24 protein-coding genes and 2 pseudogenes are annotated in these 25,164 nt (G+C 38.7%); 18 read left to right on the top strand and 8 right to left on the bottom strand.

Annotated features, from left to right (window positions below; genetic code table 11):
• Positions 1–7: 7 nt before the first annotated feature.
• The 4 genes from AB1A03_RS10095 (at position 8) to AB1A03_RS10080 (ending at position 3,573) form a co-directional block, all read left to right on the top strand.
• On the top strand, positions 8–697 hold the full coding sequence (locus AB1A03_RS10095; RefSeq protein WP_354624538.1) for a transglutaminase-like cysteine peptidase: 690 nt from the start codon (positions 8–10) through the stop codon (positions 695–697).
• Between the two features lie 7 nt (positions 698–704).
• Entirely contained in the window at positions 705–2,639 is a 1,935-nt protein-coding gene (locus tag AB1A03_RS10090) for a bifunctional diguanylate cyclase/phosphodiesterase (RefSeq protein WP_354624537.1), read from the top strand.
• Between the two features lie 71 nt (positions 2,640–2,710).
• The gene (locus AB1A03_RS10085) at positions 2,711–3,262 is read left to right on the top strand and encodes a heme-binding beta-barrel domain-containing protein (RefSeq protein ID WP_354624536.1); all 552 of its coding nucleotides are present in this window, start codon (positions 2,711–2,713) and stop codon (positions 3,260–3,262) included.
• 20 nt (positions 3,263–3,282) lie between these two features.
• Positions 3,283–3,573 carry a hypothetical protein gene (locus AB1A03_RS10080; RefSeq protein ID WP_354624535.1) on the top strand — a complete coding sequence of 97 codons (291 nt, stop codon included), beginning with the start codon at positions 3,283–3,285 and terminating at the stop codon, positions 3,571–3,573.
• Positions 3,574–3,659: 86 nt separating this feature from the next.
• Here the strand turns inward: AB1A03_RS10080 and dsbB are convergent, their stop codons facing one another.
• The gene (dsbB, locus tag AB1A03_RS10075) at positions 3,660–4,172 is read right to left on the bottom strand and encodes a disulfide bond formation protein DsbB (protein ID WP_354624534.1); all 513 of its coding nucleotides are present in this window, start codon (positions 4,170–4,172) and stop codon (positions 3,660–3,662) included.
• A gap of 362 nt (positions 4,173–4,534) precedes the next feature.
• On the opposite strand from dsbB, the gene fadR reads away from it, so the two are divergent.
• From fadR to serS, 6 genes and pseudogenes are all read left to right on the top strand, one after another.
• Positions 4,535–5,245 (top strand): fatty acid metabolism transcriptional regulator FadR, encoded by a 711-nt coding sequence (gene fadR, locus AB1A03_RS10070; RefSeq protein ID WP_354624533.1) that lies wholly within the window; start codon positions 4,535–4,537, stop codon positions 5,243–5,245.
• A 96-nt stretch (positions 5,246–5,341) separates the two neighbouring features.
• A pseudogene (locus AB1A03_RS10065) lies at positions 5,342–7,782 on the top strand (DNA translocase FtsK).
• A 5-nt stretch (positions 7,783–7,787) separates the two neighbouring features.
• Positions 7,788–8,405: an outer membrane lipoprotein periplasmic chaperone LolA gene (gene lolA, locus AB1A03_RS10060; RefSeq protein ID WP_354624532.1), complete on the top strand. Its 618-nt coding sequence runs from the start codon at positions 7,788–7,790 to the stop codon at positions 8,403–8,405.
• A complete protein-coding gene (locus tag AB1A03_RS10055) occupies positions 8,405–9,736 on the top strand; it encodes a replication-associated recombination protein A (protein ID WP_354624531.1) in 1,332 nt (443 codons plus the stop codon). The genes lolA and AB1A03_RS10055 overlap by 1 nt, the downstream gene beginning before the upstream one ends.
• Complete coding sequence (gene crcB / locus AB1A03_RS10050; RefSeq protein WP_354624530.1) at positions 9,729–10,115, top strand: fluoride efflux transporter CrcB; 387 nt, start codon at positions 9,729–9,731, stop codon at positions 10,113–10,115. Before AB1A03_RS10055 ends, crcB begins: the two co-directional genes overlap by 8 nt.
• 8 nt (positions 10,116–10,123) lie before the next feature.
• Positions 10,124–11,410: a serine--tRNA ligase gene (gene serS, locus AB1A03_RS10045; RefSeq protein WP_354624529.1), complete on the top strand. Its 1,287-nt coding sequence runs from the start codon at positions 10,124–10,126 to the stop codon at positions 11,408–11,410.
• A gap of 93 nt (positions 11,411–11,503) precedes the next feature.
• Here serS and AB1A03_RS10040 read toward each other — a convergent pair whose 3' ends face one another.
• From AB1A03_RS10040 to rdgC, 6 genes and pseudogenes are all read right to left on the bottom strand, one after another.
• Positions 11,504–11,707: a YaeP family protein gene (locus AB1A03_RS10040; RefSeq protein ID WP_354624528.1), complete on the bottom strand. Its 204-nt coding sequence runs from the start codon at positions 11,705–11,707 to the stop codon at positions 11,504–11,506.
• Between the two features lie 61 nt (positions 11,708–11,768).
• Positions 11,769–12,182, bottom strand: a complete 414-nt coding sequence (locus tag AB1A03_RS10035) for a SulA-like leucine-rich domain-containing protein (RefSeq protein ID WP_354624527.1) — start codon at positions 12,180–12,182, stop codon at positions 11,769–11,771.
• A gap of 396 nt (positions 12,183–12,578) precedes the next feature.
• Positions 12,579–14,072 (bottom strand): methyl-accepting chemotaxis protein, encoded by a 1,494-nt coding sequence (locus tag AB1A03_RS10030; protein WP_354624526.1) that lies wholly within the window; start codon positions 14,070–14,072, stop codon positions 12,579–12,581.
• A gap of 16 nt (positions 14,073–14,088) precedes the next feature.
• Positions 14,089–14,946 (bottom strand): substrate-binding periplasmic protein, encoded by an 858-nt coding sequence (locus tag AB1A03_RS10025; RefSeq protein WP_354624525.1) that lies wholly within the window; start codon positions 14,944–14,946, stop codon positions 14,089–14,091.
• Between the two features lie 285 nt (positions 14,947–15,231).
• Positions 15,232–16,409 (bottom strand): annotated as a pseudogene (purT, locus tag AB1A03_RS10020) (formate-dependent phosphoribosylglycinamide formyltransferase).
• 135 nt (positions 16,410–16,544) lie between these two features.
• The gene (gene rdgC, locus AB1A03_RS10015) at positions 16,545–17,453 is read right to left on the bottom strand and encodes a recombination-associated protein RdgC (RefSeq protein ID WP_354624524.1); all 909 of its coding nucleotides are present in this window, start codon (positions 17,451–17,453) and stop codon (positions 16,545–16,547) included.
• Positions 17,454–17,660: 207 nt separating this feature from the next.
• Between rdgC and phoB the strand changes: the two genes are divergently transcribed.
• The 6 genes from phoB (at position 17,661) to AB1A03_RS09985 (ending at position 23,074) form a co-directional block, all read left to right on the top strand.
• A complete protein-coding gene (gene phoB / locus AB1A03_RS10010; RefSeq protein WP_354624523.1) occupies positions 17,661–18,344 on the top strand; it encodes a phosphate regulon transcriptional regulator PhoB in 684 nt (227 codons plus the stop codon).
• A gap of 105 nt (positions 18,345–18,449) precedes the next feature.
• The gene (locus tag AB1A03_RS10005) at positions 18,450–19,205 is read left to right on the top strand and encodes a Nif3-like dinuclear metal center hexameric protein (protein WP_354624522.1); all 756 of its coding nucleotides are present in this window, start codon (positions 18,450–18,452) and stop codon (positions 19,203–19,205) included.
• A gap of 120 nt (positions 19,206–19,325) precedes the next feature.
• Positions 19,326–20,432 carry a 3-isopropylmalate dehydrogenase gene (gene leuB, locus AB1A03_RS10000; RefSeq protein ID WP_354624521.1) on the top strand — a complete coding sequence of 369 codons (1,107 nt, stop codon included), beginning with the start codon at positions 19,326–19,328 and terminating at the stop codon, positions 20,430–20,432.
• Between the two features lie 238 nt (positions 20,433–20,670).
• Positions 20,671–21,204, top strand: a complete 534-nt coding sequence (locus AB1A03_RS09995) for a YaeQ family protein (protein ID WP_354624520.1) — start codon at positions 20,671–20,673, stop codon at positions 21,202–21,204.
• 68 nt (positions 21,205–21,272) lie between these two features.
• Positions 21,273–22,727 carry a tRNA uracil 4-sulfurtransferase ThiI gene (gene thiI / locus AB1A03_RS09990; protein ID WP_354624519.1) on the top strand — a complete coding sequence of 485 codons (1,455 nt, stop codon included), beginning with the start codon at positions 21,273–21,275 and terminating at the stop codon, positions 22,725–22,727.
• A 164-nt stretch (positions 22,728–22,891) separates the two neighbouring features.
• Positions 22,892–23,074, top strand: coding sequence for a DUF1737 domain-containing protein (locus AB1A03_RS09985; protein WP_354624518.1), 183 nt, complete (start codon positions 22,892–22,894; stop codon positions 23,072–23,074).
• A gap of 220 nt (positions 23,075–23,294) precedes the next feature.
• Here AB1A03_RS09985 and AB1A03_RS09980 read toward each other — a convergent pair whose 3' ends face one another.
• Complete coding sequence (locus tag AB1A03_RS09980; RefSeq protein WP_354624517.1) at positions 23,295–24,050, bottom strand: ElyC/SanA/YdcF family protein; 756 nt, start codon at positions 24,048–24,050, stop codon at positions 23,295–23,297.
• A 63-nt stretch (positions 24,051–24,113) separates the two neighbouring features.
• Here AB1A03_RS09980 and AB1A03_RS09975 point away from each other — a divergent pair, with 63 nt between their 5' ends.
• Both AB1A03_RS09975 and AB1A03_RS09970 read left to right on the top strand, forming a co-directional pair.
• The gene (locus tag AB1A03_RS09975) at positions 24,114–24,902 is read left to right on the top strand and encodes a methyltransferase domain-containing protein (RefSeq protein WP_354624516.1); all 789 of its coding nucleotides are present in this window, start codon (positions 24,114–24,116) and stop codon (positions 24,900–24,902) included.
• The gene (locus AB1A03_RS09970; protein WP_354624515.1) at positions 24,883–25,107 is read left to right on the top strand and encodes a DUF2835 domain-containing protein; all 225 of its coding nucleotides are present in this window, start codon (positions 24,883–24,885) and stop codon (positions 25,105–25,107) included. The genes AB1A03_RS09975 and AB1A03_RS09970 overlap by 20 nt, the downstream gene beginning before the upstream one ends.
• The last annotated feature ends 57 nt before the right edge of the window (positions 25,108–25,164 follow it).

Genomic DNA, 25,164 nt, shown 5'->3' with positions numbered 1-25,164 from the left:
TTATCTTATGCGCTATATTCACAGCCAAATTAGTTTGTATCTAATTAGTTTTTTACTAATAGTTTCAAGCATTGCCTGTGCTGGTTTATTAAACCATTTAGAGCAACAAAAAATCTTAAATGCACTGCATCAAAATTATGGTGAACGCGCTTATTTACGTGGCCAAGCTTGGTTTAATGTAATGGAAACAGCGTTACCTTTATCCTCATTGGATAAGCTAGAAAAGATTAATAATTTTTTTAATCTACTCCATTTTGTTGATGATATTAAGCTGTGGGGACTAAAAAACTATTGGGCCACTCCCGTTGAATTTTTAGGTGTTAATGGGGGCGATTGTGAAGATTTTGCCATTGCAAAGTATTTTACCTTGCTCGAGTTAGGTATCCCCGATGAAAAAATGCGTATTACTATGGTAAAAGCGGTTAAACTTAACCAGTATCATATGGTGGTTGCGTATTATGAAACACCTAATGCCATACCATTGATTTTAGATAACCTTATTGGACAAATTAAACCTGCAAACCAAAGACAGGACTTAATACCTGTTTATAGTTTTAATGGTAAGCAACTTTGGATGAATAAAGAAAAAGGGCAAGGCGTGCTTGCTGGAAAATCGGAACGTTTAAAGCGTTGGTCAAATCTGAATCAACGTATGCGAATCTCAACGATGAGAAAACCAAAACTAAACTTGGAGTAATTGATCAATGACCCTTTTTAACCAGATAAATTCCTTGTTATTTGGACTGTTTTTATTGGTAATGTGCAGTTTAGTATATTTTCAATTTACAGAAACCAGAGCTTTTATGACTAACCAAATGGAGTCGGATTTAAATAATACAACGACATCCTTAAGTTTAATGTTAAAACCTCACTTAGAAGTTGGTGATACCGCAACTGTTGATACGTTAATCAATGTGATTTTTGAAGGGGGCTTTTATCAGAAGGTAAATTTAATTTGGTTAAGCGATCAAAAAGAGCAAGTATGGGAAAATCCCATTGTCAGTCGTGAGGTGCCACAGTGGTTTATTGATTTACAACTTTTTGAACCGCAAGTATCTGAAGTTGTTATTACCTCCGGTTGGTTACAATTAGCTAAGCTAAAAATAGAATCTAATCCTGCCATTGGCTATCGAGAGTTATGGCGAATTATGAATGATACGGCAATGGTACTTTCAGCACTTTTTTTACTCTCCATTTTCTTAATGCGCCTACGTCTTAAATCTATATTACGACCGTTACATGAAGTGGCGACACATGCGGCTGATATTGCTAAACGTAATTTTAGTCAGGATATGCCGTTGCCTAAAACACGTGAATTGAGTGACGTCGTGGCAGCAATTAACTCTATGTCAGGGCAACTTCAACTTGTTTTTAGCTCCCTTGACGATCAGGTTAAGACTCTAAAACATGATAAATTAATCGATCCTGTATCGACACTGCCGAACCGTTTATATTTAACGGGGCAACTTAATAGCTGGCTAGATGAACCTGGATTTGGTGGTTTAATGTTAGCCAAACTTGATTGGTTAGAAGATATACATAGTAAATATGGTTTTAAAGTAAGAGATGAGACCATTAAGGTATTAGCTAATCAATTCAAGTCCGTTTTATCTAACAATGCAATTATTGCACGTATATCCAATACTGAATTTGCATTTGTAGTGATGAAAGCAGACAAAGAACAGTTAACCACCTATTTACAATCACTTATTCGTTTGATTAATCAAGAGATGACGAAAGCTGGATGTCAAAGTAATAGTAACTTTGCTATCGGGATTGCTGAAAGAGTCGATGAAGTAACACGCATGGAGTTGTTATCGCAAGCGGACAACGCACTACAGCAAGCACTACAAGCAGAGCAAGTAAGTAGTTGGTATTCAGTCAACACGCAACAGGGATTAAGTCGAGAAGATTGGCGTACCCGTTTAAGTGATGCAATTAGTAATAATCAATTTATTCTTCAGTGGCAGCCTATTAACCTCATTGATAGCGGTAATGTTATGCATCGTGAAGTCTATTCGCGCTTACAAATAGACAACAAAATAGTACCAGCAGGGCAGTTTATGCCCTATGTCGAACGTTCTTCGTTGGGGACAAGTTTAGATTGTTGCTTATTACAGAATATTGCCGATAAACAGTTACTTACTATGGTGAGCGAACCAATAGCGGTCAATTTGTGTAGAGAAAGTTTAGTGGATTTAGAGTTTCATGCATGGTTAACAGAATACTTGCAGTCAGTTGAGAATACTCAGATGCTTCACTTTGACCTCCCTGAATCGGGGGTCACTAATGATTTAGAGATTTGTCTTGAACTCTGTAATATTATCAATAATGCAGGTGCTCGTTTTGGTGTCGATAATTGTGGTAGACAGCTAGATTCATTAGACTATCTAAGAGAAATTCAACCCTATTATATTAAATTGGATCTCTCTTTGTCATCCTATGGCAGCAACGAAGAAGTTGATAGACAATATAATTTATCACTTTGTCAGGCTTTAATTAGCATTGCCCATGGCCTAAATATTAAAGTGGTCATGACAGGCATTCAAAATGAACAGCATTTACAATCAATGCGTTCATTGCACACAGAAGCTTATCAAGGCTTTATTGATCCGCCCGTTGCCATTACTAATCTTTAGTTGAAGGATGGGGTAGCTTAACAATAAATTGATATGTTAATGTAAAATAAAATCAGAAAGTGATCGTTAATATGAATGAGAAATGCGTTAATTACGGCCCTTTAACTGGCTTGATTGGTACATGGTTTGGTAACGCGGGCAAAGATGTTGCGCCCGAACCTGATGGTATAGAAAATAACAATTATTATGAAACCATGACATTTAGTGAAGCCTCCGAAGTCACTAATGCGGAGCAAGAAGTATTAAGTGCGGTGCATTATATACAAAAGGTGCAACGTCATGGTGATGATAAAGTTATACATCATGAAAGCGGCTATTGGATGTGGAACCAACAAACAAATGACGTTATGCACTCCTTAGTTATACCGCGCGGCATTTGTGTATTAGCTGCTGGAAAAGTAGATATAAGCGGCACGACTGTTTTTGATGTAAAAGCAGATGATACTGAAAAAGAGCAACAATTGATCCAATCTCCCTTTATGCATGAAAAAGCAAAACTAATAAGTTATGTGCAACAAATGAGACTCTATCCAGATAAACTTTGCTATCAACAGACTATGGTTGTTGATATTTATGGAAAAGTTGTAGAGCATACTGATTCTAATAGTTTGCAGCGTCAATAATTAAATATAAAGGGGGGAGAATGGCCTTTTTATCGGATACTTGGCAAAAAATTGTGCAAACTTGTAAGAAAGTACAAATTTTTCAAGAGCGCATTTGGATTGTTAGTATCCAAAAAAAATCCGCTGATCATAGCGCTTTATTAAATGATACCTTTATTCTTAATGAAGATGCTTTTTCATCGCCAATGTCTTGGATGCATAAGCGTGGTTACAGTGACGTTATTATAGAGAAAATAGATAAGATGAAGCTTTCACAAGTGGTTAAACTAAACATCGACGAACAATATCATAGTTTAATACGTGTAAAATAAACTCTTAATGTACTGTAAGATGCAGGGATAGAAGGGGCGGTAGCCCCCTCGGTTATTATTAGCGCAGAAAATGAGAAATCTTGATACTATTTTTTTGTAAAGAATGTACCTAATATAACGACGATAAATATGATGCAGTAAATAGTAAAACAGACGATTAACCATTGCGGCATAGAATAACCAAAAAATTGCCAAACAATCTCAGAGCAGTCACCTGTTGGGTTAAATAACCATGGAAACCATTCATGTAATGGAGCCCAAGTTGGGAAATCAGGAAAGAAGTCGCAGGTGGCAAATGGCGATGGATTCATTTGAAAATCGGTATGCTGGAGCGCTAATAATAGCCCTTTAACGGCACTAATAATCCATATTAAAAAACCACTGCTACGAACGATGGTATTTTGTGGTGCAGTTGCCCCTAATAAACCTGAAAATAGAATACCTAACATAGCAACACGTTCATAAACACACATAACACAGGGTTCTAATTTCATCACGTGTTGAAAAAAAAGTGCGCATAATTCTAAAGTTAATGCACTTGCGGCAAGAAGTAACCATGGCCAGCGTTGTTTAGATAGGTTTGTTAGTGTTGTTTGCACAGTTTATTCCTAGTGTAAAAGAGCACCAATCTGCTTTGTTATAAAATATCTATGTAGAATCACTATACTTCTATTTTATGTCTCGCATCTCTTTTTCTTGCTGACTTTGCATCTTGAAGTATCATGGGTATATTCAACAGCAACAGTAACATACAGTCAATTAGAATCTACAAAAAACAGTGTAAATATAATAGCAAACCCCATCATTATCTACCAATTATAGATTAGAGACTTATGCGGATTAGTAGCAGTACGCTTTTCTTGATATCTTTGCATCTTGAAGTAGCATGGGTATAGTATTACTCGCTTTATCAAAGAATCTCTGTATTTTTTTATAAAAATGAAAATAGGTGAAAATAAACATGATAGTGAAAGCCAAGGGACCTGCGGATGTTGCTGAGCAATATTTAATAGAATCTATTTGGAATGGTACAATTGCAATACACTCAAAACTTCCTGCAGAGCGTTTGCTTGCTGATAAAATAGGTGTTACCCGAACAACATTGCGCGAAGTGTTGCAGCGTTTAGCTAAAGATGGTTGGATCACCATACAGCATGGTAAGGCGACGCGAGTTAACGATTTTTGGCAAACATCTGGTTTAAACATTTTAAGCACATTAACCAGACTTGATATTGACAGGCGTAGTGACTTTATTGACCAACTAATGTCGGTAAGAACCAATATTAGCACAATTATTTTACGCATGGCCGCAAAGCATAATCACCAAAGTGTCTTAGCTTTCTTAGCTAACACACCATCAATTGATGCCAGCAGTGAAACCTTTACTAAGTTTGATTATGATTTTTATCATCACGTTGCTGTTTCATCGAACAACATGATTTATGTTTTAATTCTAAATGGCCTGCAAGACTTATATCGGAAAGTTGGTACTTTCTACTTTTCTAATTCGGAAGCAAGATTTATAGCGTTGGCTTTTTATGCTGACATAAAAAAAGTTTTAGAAAAAGGAGAGTCTGAACGAATTATGCAAATCGTCCGTGACTCGGCATTTGCAAGTGGTAAAATTTGGTTACGCTTACGGCATCAACTTCCTGATGATTTTTTAGATTAAAATAGCTGTAAACCTGTACACTATTACCTAGTTATCTGTATGATATCGGCTAGATTTTTTTATTCTATAGGGATCAAACTTTTGCTTAAAAAAAATATGATCAATCACCTCTCAGGTGTGCAAAAATTATTTGAAGTTGGCATCATTATTACCGTATTTGTCGCTATTTTCATTGCAATTTCACTTTTTACATTTTCACCTGTCGATCCAAGTTGGTCTCAACAGCAGTGGGTTGCAGAAATAGAAAACGCAGGTGGACGAGTCGGTGCGTGGAGTGCTGATATTTTATTTTATACCTTTGGCTTATTAGCTTATCTTGTGCCGATAATCATCACTTTTCTGGCCTGGGCAATGTTGTGGAAACCACAATTTAGTTTAGATATCGATTTTTTAAATTTAGGTCTGCGTATAATTGGCTTTATTTTTACTATATTTAGTTTATCTGCATTAGCATCATTGAATTTTAACGATTTTCATTACTACCCCTCAGGTGGGTTGATTGGTGATGTGATTGCACAAAGTATGTTAGTTTTTTTTAGCTTACTCGCTGTAAATTTAATTTTATTAACGCTTTTTATTTCTGGAAGTACATTATTACTCGGGTTTTCCTGGCTACGATTAATTGATTCTATCGGCGCGCTGACCATTAGCTTTTTCGTGGGGTTATTCAATTTTCCTGCCAAGCTACAAGCTTGGCGAACAGCAAGACAACAAAGGAAAATAGAGCAAGCAGCAGAGCTTCCTATTACAAAAAAATTATCACCTCAAAAAAAGGCACAGGCAGATCCTATTGTCGAAATCAACGATCAAAGTATTCACTATAAATCGACTTACAATGAAGAATTTTCTTTTTCTCCGACAGAGATTGCCGCTCAACAAGAGGAAGTTCCATTACAAATTGATACGGATTATGATGATATTTTCGATAATGAGCTTACGCTTCCGTATGAAGAAAAAGAGGAGATAAAACCTGTAAAAATTGATTTTAGCCATCTACCCGATCATGCAAAACCAGTGATACAGCGCAAAATCGAACATGGATTAGCCCCTTTTCCAAGTATTGATCTTTTAGACAGACCAAATAAAGAAGTCAATCCGATATCACAGGAAGAACTCGATACGGCGGCTCGCTTAGTAGAAAGTAAATTATTAGAGTTTAAAATTAAAGCTGATGTGGTTGATGTATTACCCGGCCCTGTTATTACTCGTTTCGAGTTGGCCTTAGCCCCAGGGATGAAAGTGAGCGCTATTTCAAGTTTAGAAAAAGATTTAGCCCGTGCACTTTCCGCGATGAGTGTTCGTGTTGTTGATCAAATACCGGGAAAAGCGGTTATCGCATTGGAATTACCGAATAAACATCGAGCCATCGTTTATGCATCTGAAGTATTAGGCAGTGAAGCGTTTCAACAGGCAAAATCCCCCTTGAGCATGGTGCTTGGTGCTGACATTTCAGGTGATCCCGTTGTCGTAGATTTAGGTAAAATGCCGCACTTGTTGGTCGCAGGTACGACCGGTTCGGGTAAGTCTGTGGGTGTGAACTGCATGTTGGTTAGCTTACTCTATAAATCTGCGCCAGAAGATGTTCGCATGATTCTGATAGATCCAAAAATGTTGGAGTTAAGTGTCTACGAAGGTATACCACACCTTTTGACTGAAGTGGTTACTGATATGAAAGATGCCGCAAATGCACTGCGTTGGTGTGTCGGCGAAATGGAGCGCCGCTATAAATTGCTCTCTGAAATTGGCGTGCGAACATTAGCAGGTTACAACAGCAAAGTGAAAGAGGCACTAGAAGCAGGCACGCCGTTAACGGATCCTCTTTGGAAACCCGGTGATAGTATGGATGTCAGCGCTCCAGAGTTACATAAATTACCGAGTATTGTGGTCGTTGTCGATGAATTTGCTGATATGATGATGATTGTCGGTAAAAAATGTGAAGAGTTAATTACTCGTATTGCACAGAAAGCACGAGCGGCAGGTATCCACTTAATCTTAGCCACTCAACGCCCCTCAGTGGATGTTATTACTGGCTTAATTAAAGCAAATATTCCTACCCGTATTGCATTTCAGGTTTCCAGTAAAATCGATTCACGTACTATTCTAGGTCAGCAGGGGGCTGAAACACTATTGGGTCATGGTGATATGTTATTTATGCCCCCTGGGTCGGGGTACCGACACGTGTCCATGGTGCTTTTGTTGATGACCACGAAGTGCATCGAGTTGTCGCCGATTGGAAAAAAAGAGGAGAGCCAAACTATATTGCTGACATATTGGCTGGTGATATGACCTTAGATAGCTTATTGCCTGGAGAAGAGATAGAAGGGGAAGATGATATTGATCCATTATTTGATGAAGTTGTTGAATTTATAACAGAAACTCGAAAAGTATCCATTTCCAGTATTCAGCGCAAGTTTAGAATCGGTTACAACCGTTCTGCACGTTTAGTTGACCAGTTACAAGCTCAGGGGGTTATTAGTGCACCCTCTGGTGCGAATAGTAATCGAGATGTACTCGCCCCACCACCCGTTAAGGATTAAGATAAATGAAAAAAGTCATGGCTATTTTATGTGGTTTATTAATATTACCCAATTTTGTACTTGCTACAGAATTAACTGATGCGATGTTACTTAAGCAAAAGTTAGAGAGATTCACTCAGTTAGAGGCTGATTTTACCCAACTTGTTAGCAGCGACGAAGGCAAGGTACTAAACAAAAGTGCTGGTGAATTAGTGATATTGCGTCCGGGTAAATTTCGTTGGCACGTGGCTACGCCAGAGGAAGAATTAATCGTCGCGAATGGGCAAACGATGTGGATTTATAGCCCCTTTATTGAACAAGTCACATTAATAAATTTACGAGATGCAATGGAAGGTACGCCCTTTATTTTACTATCTGGTGCCAATGAACAGCAATGGGCAGACTATAAAGTTGTTAAAGAAGGGGATATATTTACCGTTACTAGTCTGGATACTAAAGCGCAAGGTCATACTTTTATTTTTGAATTCTCAGCAAATGATAGCATAAGTAAATTTATCGTTGTTGAAGCACAGGGGCAGCGCAGCACATTTACCTTGACCTATAAACAACCATTAACAAAAATTGCGCCAGACTTTTTTGAATTTAAAATACCAGCGGGTGTTGAGATAGACGACCAACGTTAATGAAAGATCTTTTTACCATTGATAATGATTTTCAACCTTTGGCAGCTCGCATGCGGCCAAAGGTTTTTGCTGACTATATTGGCCAGACCCATATTATTAGTGAACATAAACCATTGCGTAAAGCAGTCGAAAATGGTGCTGCACACTCTATGATTTTATGGGGGCCTCCCGGTACCGGTAAAACAACCCTAGCTGAGCTTATTGCACATTATTGTCGTGCCGATGTACAACGCCTATCGGCAGTCACCTCGGGTATAAAAGAGATACGTGCGGCCATTGCAATTGCTCAACAAAATCAAACAGCAGGCATTAGAACGTTACTGTTTGTCGATGAAGTACATCGTTTTAATAAAAGTCAGCAGGATGCATTTTTACCCTATATTGAAAATGGCACTATCTTGTTTGTTGGCGCTACCACTGAAAATCCCTCCTTTGAGCTTAATAATGCATTATTATCTCGGGCTCGAGTTTATCTGTTAAAAAAGCTAACGGATGATGAGATTGTTGCTGTTATAGAGCAAGCTTGCCTCGCACCACACGGTTTAGGGAATAAAAATATTCGTTTCATTGATGGTGTGCAACAAAAATTAGCACAATTAGTACAAGGTGATGCACGTAAAGCGCTTAACTATCTAGAATTGTTGGCGGATATGGCTGATGAAAATAGCGGGGAGCTAGTGATAACCATCGAATTGCTGATGGAAATTGCAGGCCGAGAAGGGGTTAGTTTTGATAAGCAGGGGGATCTCTTTTATGATCTCATTTCAGCTTTTCATAAATCTGTCCGCGGCTCAGATCCCGATGCCGCGCTGTATTGGTTCGCTCGAATGTTAGCAGGTGGCTGTGATCCGCTTTATGTTGCTCGGCGTCTTTTAGCGATTGCCTCTGAAGATATTGGTAATGCAGATCCACGAGCAATGCAAATGGCAATTAATGCATGGGATTGCTTTAGTCGTGTTGGTCCCTATGAAGGTGAGCGCGCTATCGCACAGGCTATTGTTTATTGTGCCGCAGCCCCCAAAAGTAATGCGGTATATACCGCTTTTGCTAAGGCTAAACAAGCCGTAAAAGAGTTACCAGAGTATGATGTGCCACTGCATTTGCGTAACGCACCTACGAAGCTAATGGCTGAACTCAATCATGGTGCAAGCTATCGTTATGCTCACGATGAAGATGGTGCTTTTGCTGCCGGGGAAGTTTATCTCCCTGTGGAATTGCAAGGTATACATTTTTATCAGCCAACGGATCGTGGCTTTGAGAAGCAGATATCTGAAAAATTAAATTACCTACGCCACTTAAATTTACAAAGTATGGATAAACGTTATGAATAATATGGTTGCAAATATAGCATTAGTCGCTTGCGGTGGTGCCTTTGGCGCAACATTACGTTATTTAATTTCAATTGGCATGGTAAGCCTCTTTGGAAAAGGTTTTCCATTTGCTACACTGACGGTTAATATTTTGGGTTCGCTGATTATGGGGTATATTTTTCAGCTTGTTCAACAAGAAACAATTACATCATCACCTTGGTGGCCGTTGATCGGTATTGGATTTTTAGGTGCATTAACCACATTTTCAACATTTTCGATGGATAACTTGATGCTCTTACAGCAAGGGGAGTGGATCAAGGCCAGCTTAAATGTCTTATTGAATGTTGTGGTTTGTTTATTAGCCACTTATGTTGGTACATTATTAGTCTTAAAGAGTTAGGAAAAAGCATGTTAGATCCCAAATTTTTACGTAATGAAATAGATGAAACCGCTACAAGATTAGCTTCACGTGGTTTTAATTTAGATGTTGATTTAATTAATCAACTCGAAGAAAAAAGAAAAACGCTGCAAATTAAGACAGAAACATTACAAGCGGAGCGTAATAGTCGATCTAAAGAAATTGGGTTGGCTGCTAAACGTGGTGAAGATATTTCTGTTTTACGTGAAGAGATGGGGCAGTTTGCTGTTCAACTTGATGCAGCTAAGGAAGAGTTTGCCACATTATCTGAGCAAATAAAGCAAATCTCATTAAGTATTCCTAATCTACCGCATGAATCAGTGCCACTTGGTAAAGATGAAACTGAAAATGTAGAAGTACTAACTTGGGGAACGCCTAAAGAATTTGCTTTTACGGTAAAAGATCACGTAGATCTAGGTGAAGCATTAGGTGGATTAGACTTTAAATCGGCAGTTAAGATTAGTGGTTCTCGTTTTATCGTTATGCAAGGTCAAATTGCTAAATTGCATCGCGCGTTGGCACAGTATATGTTGAATCTTCATACTAACGAGCATGGTTATACCGAGTTATATGTGCCTTACTTAGTCAATGCCGATAGTTTGTATGGTACAGGGCAATTACCAAAATTTGGTGCTGACTTGTTTAATACCATGGCAGCAACGGAAGAGGGCATTGGTATGTCGTTAATTCCAACTGCAGAAGTGCCACTAACTAACATGGCACGTGATATGATTTATGATGAATCGGAATTGCCAATCAAAATGACAGCACATACCCCCTGTTTTCGTAGTGAAGCGGGATCCTATGGGCGAGACACGCGCGGATTAATTCGCCAACACCAATTTGATAAAGTTGAACTCGTACAAATCGTACATCCAGAGCAGAGTTTTGCAGCATTAGAAGCGCTAACGGGCCATGCTGAACAGGTATTGAAAAACCTTGAGTTACCATATCGTAAAGTTGTTTTATGTACAGGAGACATGGGATTTGGTGCCACTAAAACATACGATCTTGAAGTATGGGTGCCAGCTCAAAATAGTTACCGTGAGATTTCATCATGCTCTAATATGGGCGATTTCCAAGCGCGTCGTCTACAGGCAAGATTTCGTGCCGTAGGCGCTAAAAAACCAGAGTTGTTACATACATTAAATGGTTCAGGGTTAGCGGTAGGGCGTACTTTAGTGGCAATTCTTGAGAATTATCAACTGGAAGATGGACGCATTGAGATACCTCGAGTTTTACAGCACTACATGGGTGGTTTGACTCACATTGGTTAACCGTTCTCGTTAGCATGCAAAAAGGAGCCTTTGGGCTCCTTTTTTATTCAGCTAATGTGTATACCAATCCGCATAATATAATGCGAATTGCTATTAATCATTATCATTGTAATCACTGAGTATTAAATTTGCTGCCGCAAAGGCTGCGTCTTCTCGTACTTGTTTACTGAGCTCTTCATTGGCAGCAATGGCATCAAGCGCTTTAATCGCACAGGTAATTGCTTTAGGTATATATGCCGCGTCACCACTGGCAATGAGGCTGATTAATTGTTTGGTCTTCTCGCTATATGGATACATTAATAACTCACTATGAAAAATTGAAATTATCATTATAACGAATTTCATAAAATACAGCATATTATTGTGCACAATAGATAAAACAATGAGTTTTATTTTTTTCCGCAATTAATCTTAATTCATCTTGTGTTGCTTTTTCACACTGTTTGTTCCAGCCAATGACCGTTGCATAATTGTTACTTGCTAATGCCATTTTCATCAGCTCATCCGCATTATCTACTCTATTTTGTGGCAAGATAATAATACGATTTTTGTTTATACCTGCTTGTGTTAAAAAGTTAACGTTTGGTTTTCCTGGTGGGGAGATGAATAAAACCCAACGAGGATCATCAACTTCACTAATATGCGTTAATAATGAATGGTAATTATTTAAATCATAAGATAGATGTAAATAGGATAAATGTGTGTGACTTTGCAACGATTGCTGCAGAGAATTTCTTGTATTAAGCACTATTTTCGCATGATTAGAAAGCATATATTAACCTGTATGTAAAAACACTGTATGTAACAACAGTATAGTTAAATCGTCTGTTTTTCAAGCTTTATTTGTTTGTTTTGTGATTATTTTTTTAATTTTGCGTGGTGATTGATAGCAATTCCGTTATTTATACCAATCGGAGTAAATAGCTGATCTATTTAGGTGTAGGCAAAAAGGGGGATAGCGAGTCATTGATTGCAGTAATACCAATTCGTATAATTTTCTGATCTGCCATAATACTATATTGATTGGCTCAATGGTTGCTGACTTTGTATCTTGGGATAACACGGTTATATAACAGGATGGAGGCCAAATTGTAGTTGCTGATGAGGTTATTTGGAATTAATGGAGAATTAGGGAAAGGCGCGTAGAAACGCGCCTTTGTTGTGTATTTTAAATTTTAAACTTAGAGAGGTTGGCTACAAGGTCATTACCCAATGCACCCAATACTTTACTTGCACCGCCAGCACTTTGCGCGTTGCCGGATACTTCATTGGTAATATTGAAAATTTCAGTAACGTTTCTACTAACATCTTCAGCAACCGCATTTTGTTCATCGGAAGCGGTCGCGATTTGTGCATTCATACCACTAATTTGATCGATAGTAGTTTGAATATCGGCGAGTGCATTACTTGCATTAACTGATTCTTGTACTGTTTTTTGCAAGGCAATCTGACTTTCTTCCATTGACATATTGGCATCAGATGAAGCTTTTTGTAATTCATCGATGATTTTTTCAATTTCCGAGGTTGAATCCTGAGTGCGTTTTGCCAAGCTACGAACTTCATCGGCAACCACGGCAAATCCACGCCCTTGTTTGCCCGCTCTTGCAGCCTCAATCGCCGCGTTAAGTGCCAATAGGTTAGTTTGCTCAGCAATGCTTTTAATTACATCTAAAACAGTACCAATGGTTTCACTTTTATCGCGTAGTTGGCTAATCTTTTCAGCGGTAACCATCATATCATTACCAAGTAAATTGATTTGATCAGCTGTATTTTGGACAACAAGACTCCCTGTTTGTGCCAATTCACTACACTCTTCAGTGCTCTTCGCTGTTTGATTCGCATTTTGAGCAATTTCATTAGTGGTTAATGACATTTCATTTAAAGCAGTAGAGGCTTGTTCTATTTCTTGTAATTGTTGTTGCGTTGCATGAACATTATTTTCTGCACTGGCAATAATATTAGTTGCGGTATCTTTAACTTTATTCGCCGTTTCAATCACACCTGCGACAATGCTGTGCAATTTAGTGATAAAGTCATTGAAATTATTTGCTAAGTGGCCAATTTCATCATTATTTTTAACCTTGATGCGACTAGTTAAGTCTCCACCACCAGCGGCAATTTCAGATAAAGCATCACCGACAACGCGTAAGGGTTTTACAACGAGGTTGTTAAGTGTGAGCCAGTTAGTTAATTGTAATACCAATGTTAAAATTAAAGCGATTAGGATAAAGACATTTCTGATGACGGCTAAAAGATTATCTTGGCTATCGGAACGATAAAGGATAACTAATTTACCAATTTTTTTGTCGCCACTCCAAAGTATAGGCACATCTTTTTTAATAACTTGAGTCGACTCGGGGGCTTGTGCCTGTTCTACTTTTTCTGCGAGTAGTTGGTCTCTATGGTCATAGGCACTAATTTTATGGATGTAGGGTTGCATCACAAAGGCACCTAAAATATCACCAATCAACTCTTTATCGTAACCAAAAATAGGCTCTTTAAGTACAATATCAAGGGTAGTTTGCGAGTCAGTAATTTCCGCTTCCAGTTGCTTACTTAAATAGTTGTTTGTAGCAAAATAACTAATTGAGAAAACAGTGATCATTATAAGCAGCGATACAGTGCTAAGTAATAACATTGATTTTTTAATAATTGAATTCATTTTTTTCTCTTCTATGTTAAAGGCTTGTCGGATCTAACCATAATTCTGGGCAATCTATTGGTGTATCTGGATGCATCGCACCATTAGGAATTTTAATTATGATTCTATTTTTAAAGTGGGTTTTGCTTAATGCATCTTTAATTTGCTGATTGCTAAAAAATAGCTCGTCAAAACTGCCATCAGCAATCGCCATTTCAAAACCTTGGGTTAGTTTTTCATGTAGTGCTTGATTGTTTTTCTCGACAAAGAAGTACATCGCAAAGGGATAAACTAACATGATGTTTTTTTCGACTGTTAAATTTAACTCAGGTCGGGAAGCGACTTCACTCCATGGCTCATGAATCGCACGAGGAAAATAGTCGAAACGTCCACCTTCTAGCATGTAGAAAAGGTTAGGGTATTTCAGTGTGGTAATAACAGGTACGCTAGCTGCTTTTAAAATAGCCGTATCACCCCATTGAGTTCCTTGCCCCGCATTGAGCTTTTTCAAATCATCAAGCGTTTTGACATTATTAAATTTTGATTGTTGGTCTTTTCTAATAATGAAAATACGGTGTCCAAGCAGTCCTTTTAAAATAGGAATCCTTACCGTCATGAATGATTCATCTAAGTGATTATTAATCCCTGCCCACATTACATCTATATTACCTAATTTTACTTCATCTTCGAGACGAGACGTAGGTAATGCTTCTGGGTATTGACGTATAGTTACCTGCGGATCGGATTTGCTGAGTATTAGCTTCAGAATATCTACAACAAGGGTTTCCTTCTCACCACTTACATTATTGATGACTATCTCACTACTTTTTACTTGTGCGGTGATAAGTAAATTGCAAGTAATAAGCAACATCGTTATCCATTTTCGTTGCAGCATAATTTTAACTATTCCTTAATTTTATATGTGTTTAAATCGATATTTCCCGTGGCGATTAAATCGCTATAAAAGCGTTAATTCAGTCCTTATTCAACATAATTTAGCAATATTTTTGATATGGGTAATATTTTTTTACATTATTACAGTGTTAGTACACATCTTTAACATTTGTTGCTATGAATCGGTCTATTCTTTTCCTGCCTTTTATTGCTGATGTGGCATTTTGAAGTGCCATGGTATATATGGCTCTCTACTGTATTTATAAAAGAGCCATAAGTTATCCTATTAATAGATAATGTTAACTTGCTGTGAAACGCGTGTTGCATTTGCAATTGCCGATTTGATATCTTCCCCACGAGCAATCGCGACACCTAAACGACGTGAACCATTGATATTGGGTTTAGCAAACAGGCGTAATTGTGCTCCTGTGACACAAGCGAGTGCCGGGGCAATATTTGCAAAACGAAGATCTTCGGACTTACCATTACCAAGAATGACGCTGGAAGCCGTTGGACCATATTGTCTAATACTACCAATGGGTAAACCTAAAATGGCACGTACATGCAGTGCAAATTCGGAGAGGTCTTGAGATAGCAGTGTCACTAGGCCTGTATCATGCGGACGCGGTGAGACTTCGTTAAAATAGACCTCGTCACCTTTGACAAAAAATTCCATACCAACAGCCCAAATCCACCTAATGCAGTAACGACTTTTTCAGCTATTTTTTGTGCCTCTGCAAGCGCGATTTCGGACATCAATTGTGGCTGCCAAGATTCACGGTAATCACCATTTTCTTGACGATGTCCGATAGGAGCACAAAAATGAATACCATCCGATGCGCTGATAGTGAGGAGTGTAATTTCATAGTCAAAGGGGACAAAACCTTCAATAATAATACGCCCAGCACCTGTTCGACCGCCTTCTTGAGAGTAGTCCCATGCTTTATCTAAATCGCTCTCATGTTTTATGACACTCTGACCTTTACCTGAACTGCTCATAACGGGTTTGATCACGCAGGGTAGGCCAATCGCTTGTACCGCTTGCAAGAATTGCGCTTTTGTATCAACGAATTGATAAGGCGATGTTTTTACTTGCAGGGTTTCCGCAACAAGGCGACGAATACCTTCTCTATCCATGGTTAACTTCGTTGCTTTAGCACTGGGAATAACATTAAAGCCTTCTTTTTCCAAAGCCACTAATTTATCAGTCGCGATCGCTTCGACTTCCGGAATGATCAAATCTGGTTTTTCAGCGCGGATAATGGCCTCTAATTTATCACCATCTAACATACTGACAATATGTGATGAATGTGCCACTTGCATCGCTGGCGCGTTTTCATAACTATCGGCAGCAACCACTTCAATGCCATAGCGTTGCAATTCAATGGCCACTTCTTTGCCTAACTCACCAGAGCCTAAAAGAAGTGCTTTCGTTGCACTCTTAGATTTTGCACTACCAAAAATAGAAATAGTCATAAGTTCCATCTTGTTGTTAAATTAAAGGGGTAAAATAGGGGACAATAGTAGCAGAAAAAAGAGGGGATATAAGTAAAATATTAATGAAACCCCCTGTAACTTTGCGTCACAGGGGGAGCAATTTTATAGGCTTTGTTCGCCACCTAATGCTTCAATAACCGCAGGGATCAGCTGTTTTATTTCGCCTGTCATCAACGCAAAATCAGCATCGAATCGCGCTGCGAAATCATCTTTGTCTATCTCTTCATTTTGCTCTTGTAATACATCTGCAAATTTTATACGTTTTAAAGCAAACTCTTCGCCAATGATAAAAGAGATACTATCAGCCCAATTTAAGGCGAGCTTAGTGACAAATTTATCGACTGAAAGGTGATTTTTTATCTCATCGGATAATAAATCCTGCTGTTTACAGCGAATAATACCGCCACCCTCAAGAGCGGAACGCAGCTCTGCTTCATCTTCTAATTTAAAATTAGCGGGAATATTCCCCTCTACTAGCCAATCCGTCATTACCACATCCGTTGGATTTTTAAGTTGAATCGGCACAACGGGTAAACTACCCAAGGTTTTGCGTAGAAGTGATATTAGCTCTTCGGCCTTACGACTACTCGAAGCATCAACATATAACAAGTTTGTCTCGGGATCTATCCAAGCAAAGGTTTGTGTTGTGCGACTAAAAGCACGCGGTAATAATTGTAAAATAATATCTTCTTTTAATGTGTCTTTTTCTTTTTTCTTTAGGGCGCGGCCTTGCTCTTGCTCTATTGCCTCAACCCGTTCGTTGAGTTGATCTTTAATGACGCCTGCGGGTAACATTTTCTCTTCTTTTTTAAGGCAGATAAGAATCTGTTTTGCGGCGAGGTGCGTAAACATAGCGCCAGATTTACCCATTGGAAATACCCAGCCTAACTTGGAAATATCTTGGCTGCCACAGGGCTTAAATTTAAATTCTTCAAGGTTTTTTTCTAACGCATCGGCGTCTTGTTCAAGTGGGCGAGTGAAACGGTAAACTTGTAGGTTTTTGAAAAACATAAAATGCACCTTAATTAACGACAAATAAAATAGGGGGAGAGTGTAAACGGTTTTTACTAATACTGGAAAAACTAGTTCAATATTTTTTTACCTAACCCCAGTTTAAGGCAATTTTTACCGTTGCAAGTAACGGTTGTCACAAAACTGTCATAATTCATGGTGATAATGCTATCATTACAAATACTTAAAACAAGCAGGTAAGCTTAAATGGCGACACGTATTTTAGTAGTAGAAGATGAAATAGATATTCGTGAAATGTTATGTTACGTGATTGACCAGCATGGCTATCAATGCACAGAAGCGGATTCCTACAGTAGTGCAGTCAAACAGTTGATCGAACCCTATCCTGACTTGATTCTATTGGATTGGATGTTTCCGGGTGGCAGTGGTATCAAGCTATTGCAGTACCTTAAGCAGGATGAAATATTACGTAAAATTCCTGTGATCATGTTAACCGCACGTGGTGCCGAGGAAGACAAAGTCCGTTGTCTGGAAAATGGCGCAGATGATTATGTGACTAAGCCTTTTTCTCCTAAAGAGTTAATGGCACGTTTAAAGTCAGTATTACGTCGAGTCAACCCAACCTCATTAGATGACACCCTAGAAGTTGGCAAATTAAAGCTCGATCCACTGTCTCACCGTGTTTCCATCGCTGAAACCGCGATTGAAATTGGGCCGACAGAATTTAGATTATTACACTTTTTTATGGCCCATGCCGAGCGAGTTTTTAGTCGCGAGCAGCTATTAAATAATGTTTGGGGAACCAATGTCTATATAGAAGATCGTACCGTGGATGTACATATTCGTCGCTTGCGTAAGGCGCTACTCGACCACGACTATTTAGTACAAACGGTGCGTGGTGCTGGATATCGTTTCTCTGTGCGAACCTAATTATAAATAAGCCGTTAAATTTTCAATTTATCTATTTCCGTTTTATGATAAGCATTTTTTACATGGCTTGTGATTACAAGCCTATTTCTGCCATTGGAATGCCTTATGAAAAACAGAAAACTTGCCAATAAGTTAGATCAACTTTTAGAAATTCATCAATTTAAAGATTATAGTCCTAATGGTTTACAGATAGAGGGCAATGAAAGCATCACAAAAATCATCACCGGCGTGACGGCGAGCCAAGCCCTGATTGATATTGCCATCGCTAAAAAAGCAGATGCGATTTTAGTGCACCACGGTTTTTTTTGGAACGGTGAAGCACAACAAATCGTCGGCATGAAATACAAACGTATTAAAGCATTAATTGAAAATGGTATTAATCTCTATGCCTACCACCTCCCTTTAGATGCGCATCCTCAATTAGGCAATAACGCGCAGTTGGCGCAACGCTTAGATATTATCGACCGTCGCCCACTTGAGCCTTGGGATAAACGCAGCCTTGGCCGTGTCGGTAAATTTGAGCAAGCGATTAGTGTTGATGATTTAAGCAAACGTATTGCATTGCAGCTAGGCCGCACACCTCTGCATATAGCTGGGGGACATAAAGAGATAAAAACGATCGCTTGGTGTACAGGCGGTGGGCAAGATTACATAAACATTGCAGCAGAGCAGGGCATTGATGCCTTTATTAGCGGTGAAATCTCCGAACGCACTGTACATGTTGCTAAAGAGATGGGGATTGAATATTATGCTGCGGGTCATCATGCGACGGAACGTTATGGCATAAAAGCATTAGGCGAGTGGATAGCAGAGGAATGTGACATTAATGTGGAGTTTGTTGATGTTGATAATCCGGTTTAATATGCACTAAAAGTGCTTAAATAGCAGAAAGTCATCTCCTATATTTGAAACTAAGCCGACTTTTACTTATGATGCACGCACAATACTTATATAATCCAATCACTCTTTTAGGGAATAAAAATGAAAACATATAATATTGCTTTACTTGCTGGCGATGGTATCGGTCCAGAAGTCATGAAAGAAGCAGTTAAAGTATTAAATTTAGTTGAACAACGTAATAAAGACGTTAAATTTGAACTTAACGATGTACTATTTGGTGCGGCTGCATATTTTGCAACCGGCAAATCATTCCCTGATGAAACCAAAGCAGCCTGTGATAAAGCTGATGCTATCCTAAAAGGGACAATTGGTTTAAATCATGAAGAGTCGCAAAAAATCCCAGTAGACGAGCAACCAGAGCGTGGCGCATTACTTCCACTGCGTCGTCGTTACAACACCTTTGCAAACTTCCGCCCCGTTTTTTTACCAAAAGGTCTTGCACACTTTTCACCACTAAAAAAATCTGTCATCGGTGAAGGCATTGATATCATGATCATCCGTGAATTAGTGGGTGGTTTGTACTTCGGTGAAAAAGAGACGGGTATTAATGCTGAAGGTAAGCGTTATGTACGTGAAGTATTGGAATATGATGAAGACCAAATTCGTCAAATCATCCGCGTTGCTTTCGATGTCTCGATGACGCGCAAAAAAGTATTACATAACATTCATAAATCTAATGTATTAAAATCAAGTGTACTTTGGAATGAAATCGTCGCGGAAGAGAGTAAAAACTACCCAGAAGTTGAAGTGATTAATATCCTTGTTGATGCAGCAGCAACTTACCTCTGTTTAAAACCAACCATGTTTGACGTAATGGTAATGGAAAACATGTTCGGTGATATCTTAAGTGACCAAGGCGGCGGTATTCTAGGCTCATTAGGATTAATGCCATCTGCATGTATGGGACCTGATAAAGCTTACTACGAACCTTCACACGGCAGTGCGCCAGATATCGCGGGTAAAGGTATTGCTAACCCGTACTCAATGATTGGCTCTGTTGCGTTGATGCTAGAGATGAGTTTCGGTATGGAAAAAGAAGCTAAAAATCTTTGGGCAGCAATGCAAAGCGTTTTTGAAAAAGGTTATTCAACATCTGATCTTTCCAAAGCAAGTGAAGCAAACCTTGTGACAACGGAAGAGTTTGGTGATTTAGTTTGTGTTGAACTGGCAAAAATGCCTGTAGCATAATCTAAGCAGCTATTAATATTACTTTTTTAATACCAATCGGATTAAGTATGTGATCTAAATTTTGCGCAGGAAAAATGGCTTAATTTGAGGCGTAAGTTGACGCAAATGGTGTTCCCTTTGCGAAACTTACAACAAAAAAGTAAGTTATTTTAACCAGTAAAATAGATCAGCTATTTATTCCGATTGGTATAAGCCACGTTTTCGCGTGGCTTTTTTGTCTCTGACTATTGGAATGACCATGGCGCTTAAACCGACTATTTTTAAAATGAATATTAATCTTTCTGATCTCAATCGCGATGTTTATGAAACGCTGAATTTAACCGTTGCACAGCATCCCTCTGAAACGCTTGAGCGCATGATGGCCAGAGTTGTTGCTTATTGTTTGAATGCACAGGAATTTTTGTCTTTTACAAAGGGGCTGTCGGTTGCCGATGATCCCGATATTTGGGCAAAAGGGTTAGATGATCAATTCTTACTCTGGATTGACGTGGGCGAACCTGCCTTTGAACGGATTAAAAAAGCATCTCACCAAGCCAAACAGGTGAAAGTGTATAGTTTTAATAGTAAATCCGATGTTTGGTGGAAACAGAGCCAAGCCGACTTTGCAACGGTTAAGGTGGAAGTGAATCAACTGCAATTTGTACAGATTCAAGCATTAGCAAAATTAGTCAAACGTACCATGGATTTTTCAGTCACCATCACCGGCGATTCAGCCTATATTGCCACTGAGTTAGGTGAATGTGAAATTAGTTGCCTTAACTTACAGGAATAAGATCCTTTGCCTAACGCTGCGTACAGGGTATAATCCGCCCCCTTATTTAACTGCACAGTGAAGATACCATGAAATTTATCGTTAAACTTTTCCCTGAAATTATGATGAAAAGTCGTCCTGTTCGTAAACGTTTTAGCAAAATGTTACAGGGGAATATCCGTAATGTATTAACCCGTTACGATGAACAGGTTAAAGTTATTTTAGAGTGGGATAAAATCATTGTTCGCAGTGTCAACGACACGCCAGAAAATAAAGCTAAATTAATTGAAATGCTAAAAAGTACGCCGGGTATCGCGCACTTTTTAGAAGTCAAAGAGAGTGAATTTACCGATCTGCACAATGCCTATCAATTAACGCATGACCATATAGGTAACACCCTTGACGGTAAAACCTTCTGTGTCCGCGTAAAACGCATTGGTAAACATGAATTTTCATCAATAGAAGCAGAACGTTATATCGGTGGTGGCTTAAATCAGCATACCGATGCTGCTGGCGTGAAATTAAAAGGTGCCGACGTTACCGTTAACCTTGAAATTAACGATAATAAATTACTCTTTATTGATACTCGTCATAAAGGGCTAGGTGGATTCCCATTAGGAACGCAAGAGTCAGTTTTATCATTAATTTCAGGTGGTTTTGATTCTGGTGTTTCGAGTTATCAATTGATTAAACGTGGCTCACGCGTCCATTACTGTTTTTTCAATTTAGGTGGTAGTGCCCACGAAATTGGTGTGAAACAGGTCGCCTATCAACTCTGGAACCGTTTTGGTTCGTCTCATCGCGTTAAATTCATCTCTATCCCCTTTGAGCCTGTTGTCGCAGAAATACTCGAAAAAGTTGAAAACGGTCAAATGGGTGTTATTTTAAAACGTATGATGATGCGTGCTGCAACCCTTGTTGCGCAACGCTTTGATATTGAAGCGCTGGTGACTGGTGAAGCGTTAGGGCAAGTATCGAGCCAAACATTACGTAATTTATCGATCATCGATCAAGTGACCGATATGTTAATTTTACGTCCACTGATTGCCACCGATAAACAAGATATTATCAATTGTGCCCGCGAAATTGGTTCGGCGGAGTTATCCGAAACAATTCCAGAGTATTGTGGTGTAATTTCACAGCGTCCAACCGTTAAAGCGGTCATGAAAAAAATTGATAAAGAGGAAGCTAAATTTGACCTCTCTTTAATCGAACAAGTTGTTGAAAATGCCAATGTCTTAGACATTCGAGATATTGATACCGCTGCCCATGAACAAGTGGCCGAGGTTGAATCCGTTGCTGATTTTAGCGCTAATGATGTCATTCTAGATATACGTTCGCCAGAAGAAGAAGAGGAATCTCCGCTTGTTGTTGAAGGTGTCGAAACCGTACATTTACCTTTCTTTAAGTTAGCCACTCAGTTTGAAACGCTAGCGCAGGATAAAACCTACCTTTTATATTGTGCGCGAGGTGTCATGAGTCAACTACAGGCGCTCTATTTAAAAGAAGCAGGTTTTGACAATGTAAAAGTGTATCGCCCTTAAGGATAAGGTAAGGTCGTTAAGTATTGATGATTAACAGCGCACAAAGCGCTGTTTTTTTATGCAATTGAGTTGTCTATTCACAATTTTAACGGATTTATTTATCGCTTTTCGACTAATCGTTTTATGCTCTTTATATCGATTTTTTGATAATCTAAGGAGCTCATATGTCGCAACCTAAAGAAACGTACAAACTGATCACTGGTAAAGATAATGCGGAATTTTGCGCTCGTATTACCGCTTTACTCGCGGATGGTTATGAACTATATGGCTCACCTGCTTTATCCTTTAATGGTGAGCATATGGTTGTTGCACAGGCCGTGGTTAAAGTGGAAACGCAATTAGTTTAGCCAACTGTAACACGCCATTATTAGTAAAAGGTTTGCTCGATAGCAAACCTTTTTTATTTATACCAATTCCGGTAAGTATGTGATCTAAATTTTGCGCAGGAAAAACAGCTTAATTCAAGGCGTAATTTGACGTAAATGGTTATTCCCTTTGCGAAAATTACAACGCAGCAGTAAGTTGTTTTAACCAGTAAAATAGATCAGCTATTTATCGGAATTGGTATTACTGTAATTTATTTTGTAACTGCCCCAAATATTCGTGCCATGTCACTTGTGTTGCATAGAGGTAATAGGCATTGGGAATATAGTAATAACTTGGTCTCTCAGTGGCGCGTTTGGGTGATAAATAATTACTCGGTGCGACATCCGGTGCCGTTCCATATTTAAAAAAGAGTCGTAATGCTCTATCAATGTGCGTTGCAGAGGTCACTAAAACGGCTTTTTTGCCACGTATCATATCAGACATTAGACGCGCTTCATGGTCAGTATCTTTACTGTCATCTAAACGGATAATTTGCTGTGCAGGCACTTTCATTGCAAGGGCTAATTCTTCAAGTAGCTGAGCATGTGATTTTAAATCCCCAAATCCAGATCCAGAGACAACCAGCTTCGCATTGGGATTAGCATGATAGATACGTAATGCCTCCATAAAACGGCTTAAAGCGGTCGCTGAGAGTTGTCCCGTTACTGGTAGGTCAGGATCTGCCGTCCCACCTGAACCAAGTAATAAAATATAGGCGTAATCCTGTTTTATATTTTTTAGTGGTGGATGTTGTCGCTCTAAAGGTTGCACAATGGCATCACTAATTGGCAAACTGCTGAATGCGCATAACAGAACAAAAGTGAGTGACAAAAATAACTTGGCTAGTTTTTGTTTTTGTGTAAATAAGAGTAAAATAAGGCCAATTAAAAAAACGAATAACAGCAAGGGAAGGGGCATTAACAGGCCGCCAATCCATTTTTTTAATATAAATAACATATTGATTACTCTCGTAGTATTGATAATTTTAAGTAGTTTAACATTTCATTGGATGTTGTTAAGTTGAGCGATCATAATTTTGATAAAATAGCACAAAAATTTGTAAATAATATTTATGGTACAAGTAAAGGTAAAATTCGTACCACCATTGTCTGGGATGAGTTACAGCATTGTTTATCATTATTACCACAACGGCCATTACGCATTTTAGATGCGGGTGGTGGCTTCGGTTTTTTTACGCAGAAATTAGCGGCTCTTGGCCATCAGGTAGTGTTATGTGACATCTCTGAGGAGTTATTAAAAGAGGCGGCTCGACAATTACAAGGGAGTGCGTATCAAGATAATGTACAAATTTTGCATTGTGCTATTCAGGATTTACCCGACCGTATTGATGGCAAATTTGATCTGATATTAAATCATGCGGTGTTAGAGTGGCTTAAGGATCCGCAACAGACATTACTAGGGTTAATACAATTCTTAGACGAAAACGGTCTGTTATCCTTAATGTTTTATAACAAAGAAGCGCAACGTTTTTTCAATTTACTCTCTGGTAATTTTGATTTTGTTGCCAAGGACATGATACGTAAAAAAGTAGTACGTTTAACGCCGACTTCACCACTTTTTGAAAAAGATGTTGTCAGTTGGCTAGATGCTGCAAATATGAAAGTACTACAAAAAACGGGTGTGCGTGTTTTACACGACTACTTGAAAGAAAATAAGAATCGAGAAGAGATGTATGATTTATTATTGGCAATGGAAAAACAGTATTGCCATCAAGAGCCATACGCCTCTTTAGGTAGATACACACATTTAACTGTACAGAGACAAAATAATGAAGGAATTTTATTTTAGGCTCAATATACCCTATCAAGCATTCCAACAACTCTATACAACGCCAAATACCGTTGTCAAAGTACGTGATGAAGAGGGGCGTATGATCCAGCTACCAGCAATGCGTTTTGTGCCTTTCTTTTCACAACTTGGGGTACGGGGACGTTTTCAATTGACTCTCGATGAGAATAACAAGTTCATTAGTTTAACTTTCTTAAATCAATAGGGTAAAAAAAAGCCTAGGAATAAGGGGGCACCTAGGCTTGGGAAAGTATGTTTACAT

This window comes from Psychromonas sp. MME2, from assembly GCF_040566515.1.
Lineage (GTDB): Bacteria > Pseudomonadota > Gammaproteobacteria > Enterobacterales > Psychromonadaceae > Psychromonas.
This window is presented reverse-complemented; position numbering and strand designations above follow the sequence as displayed.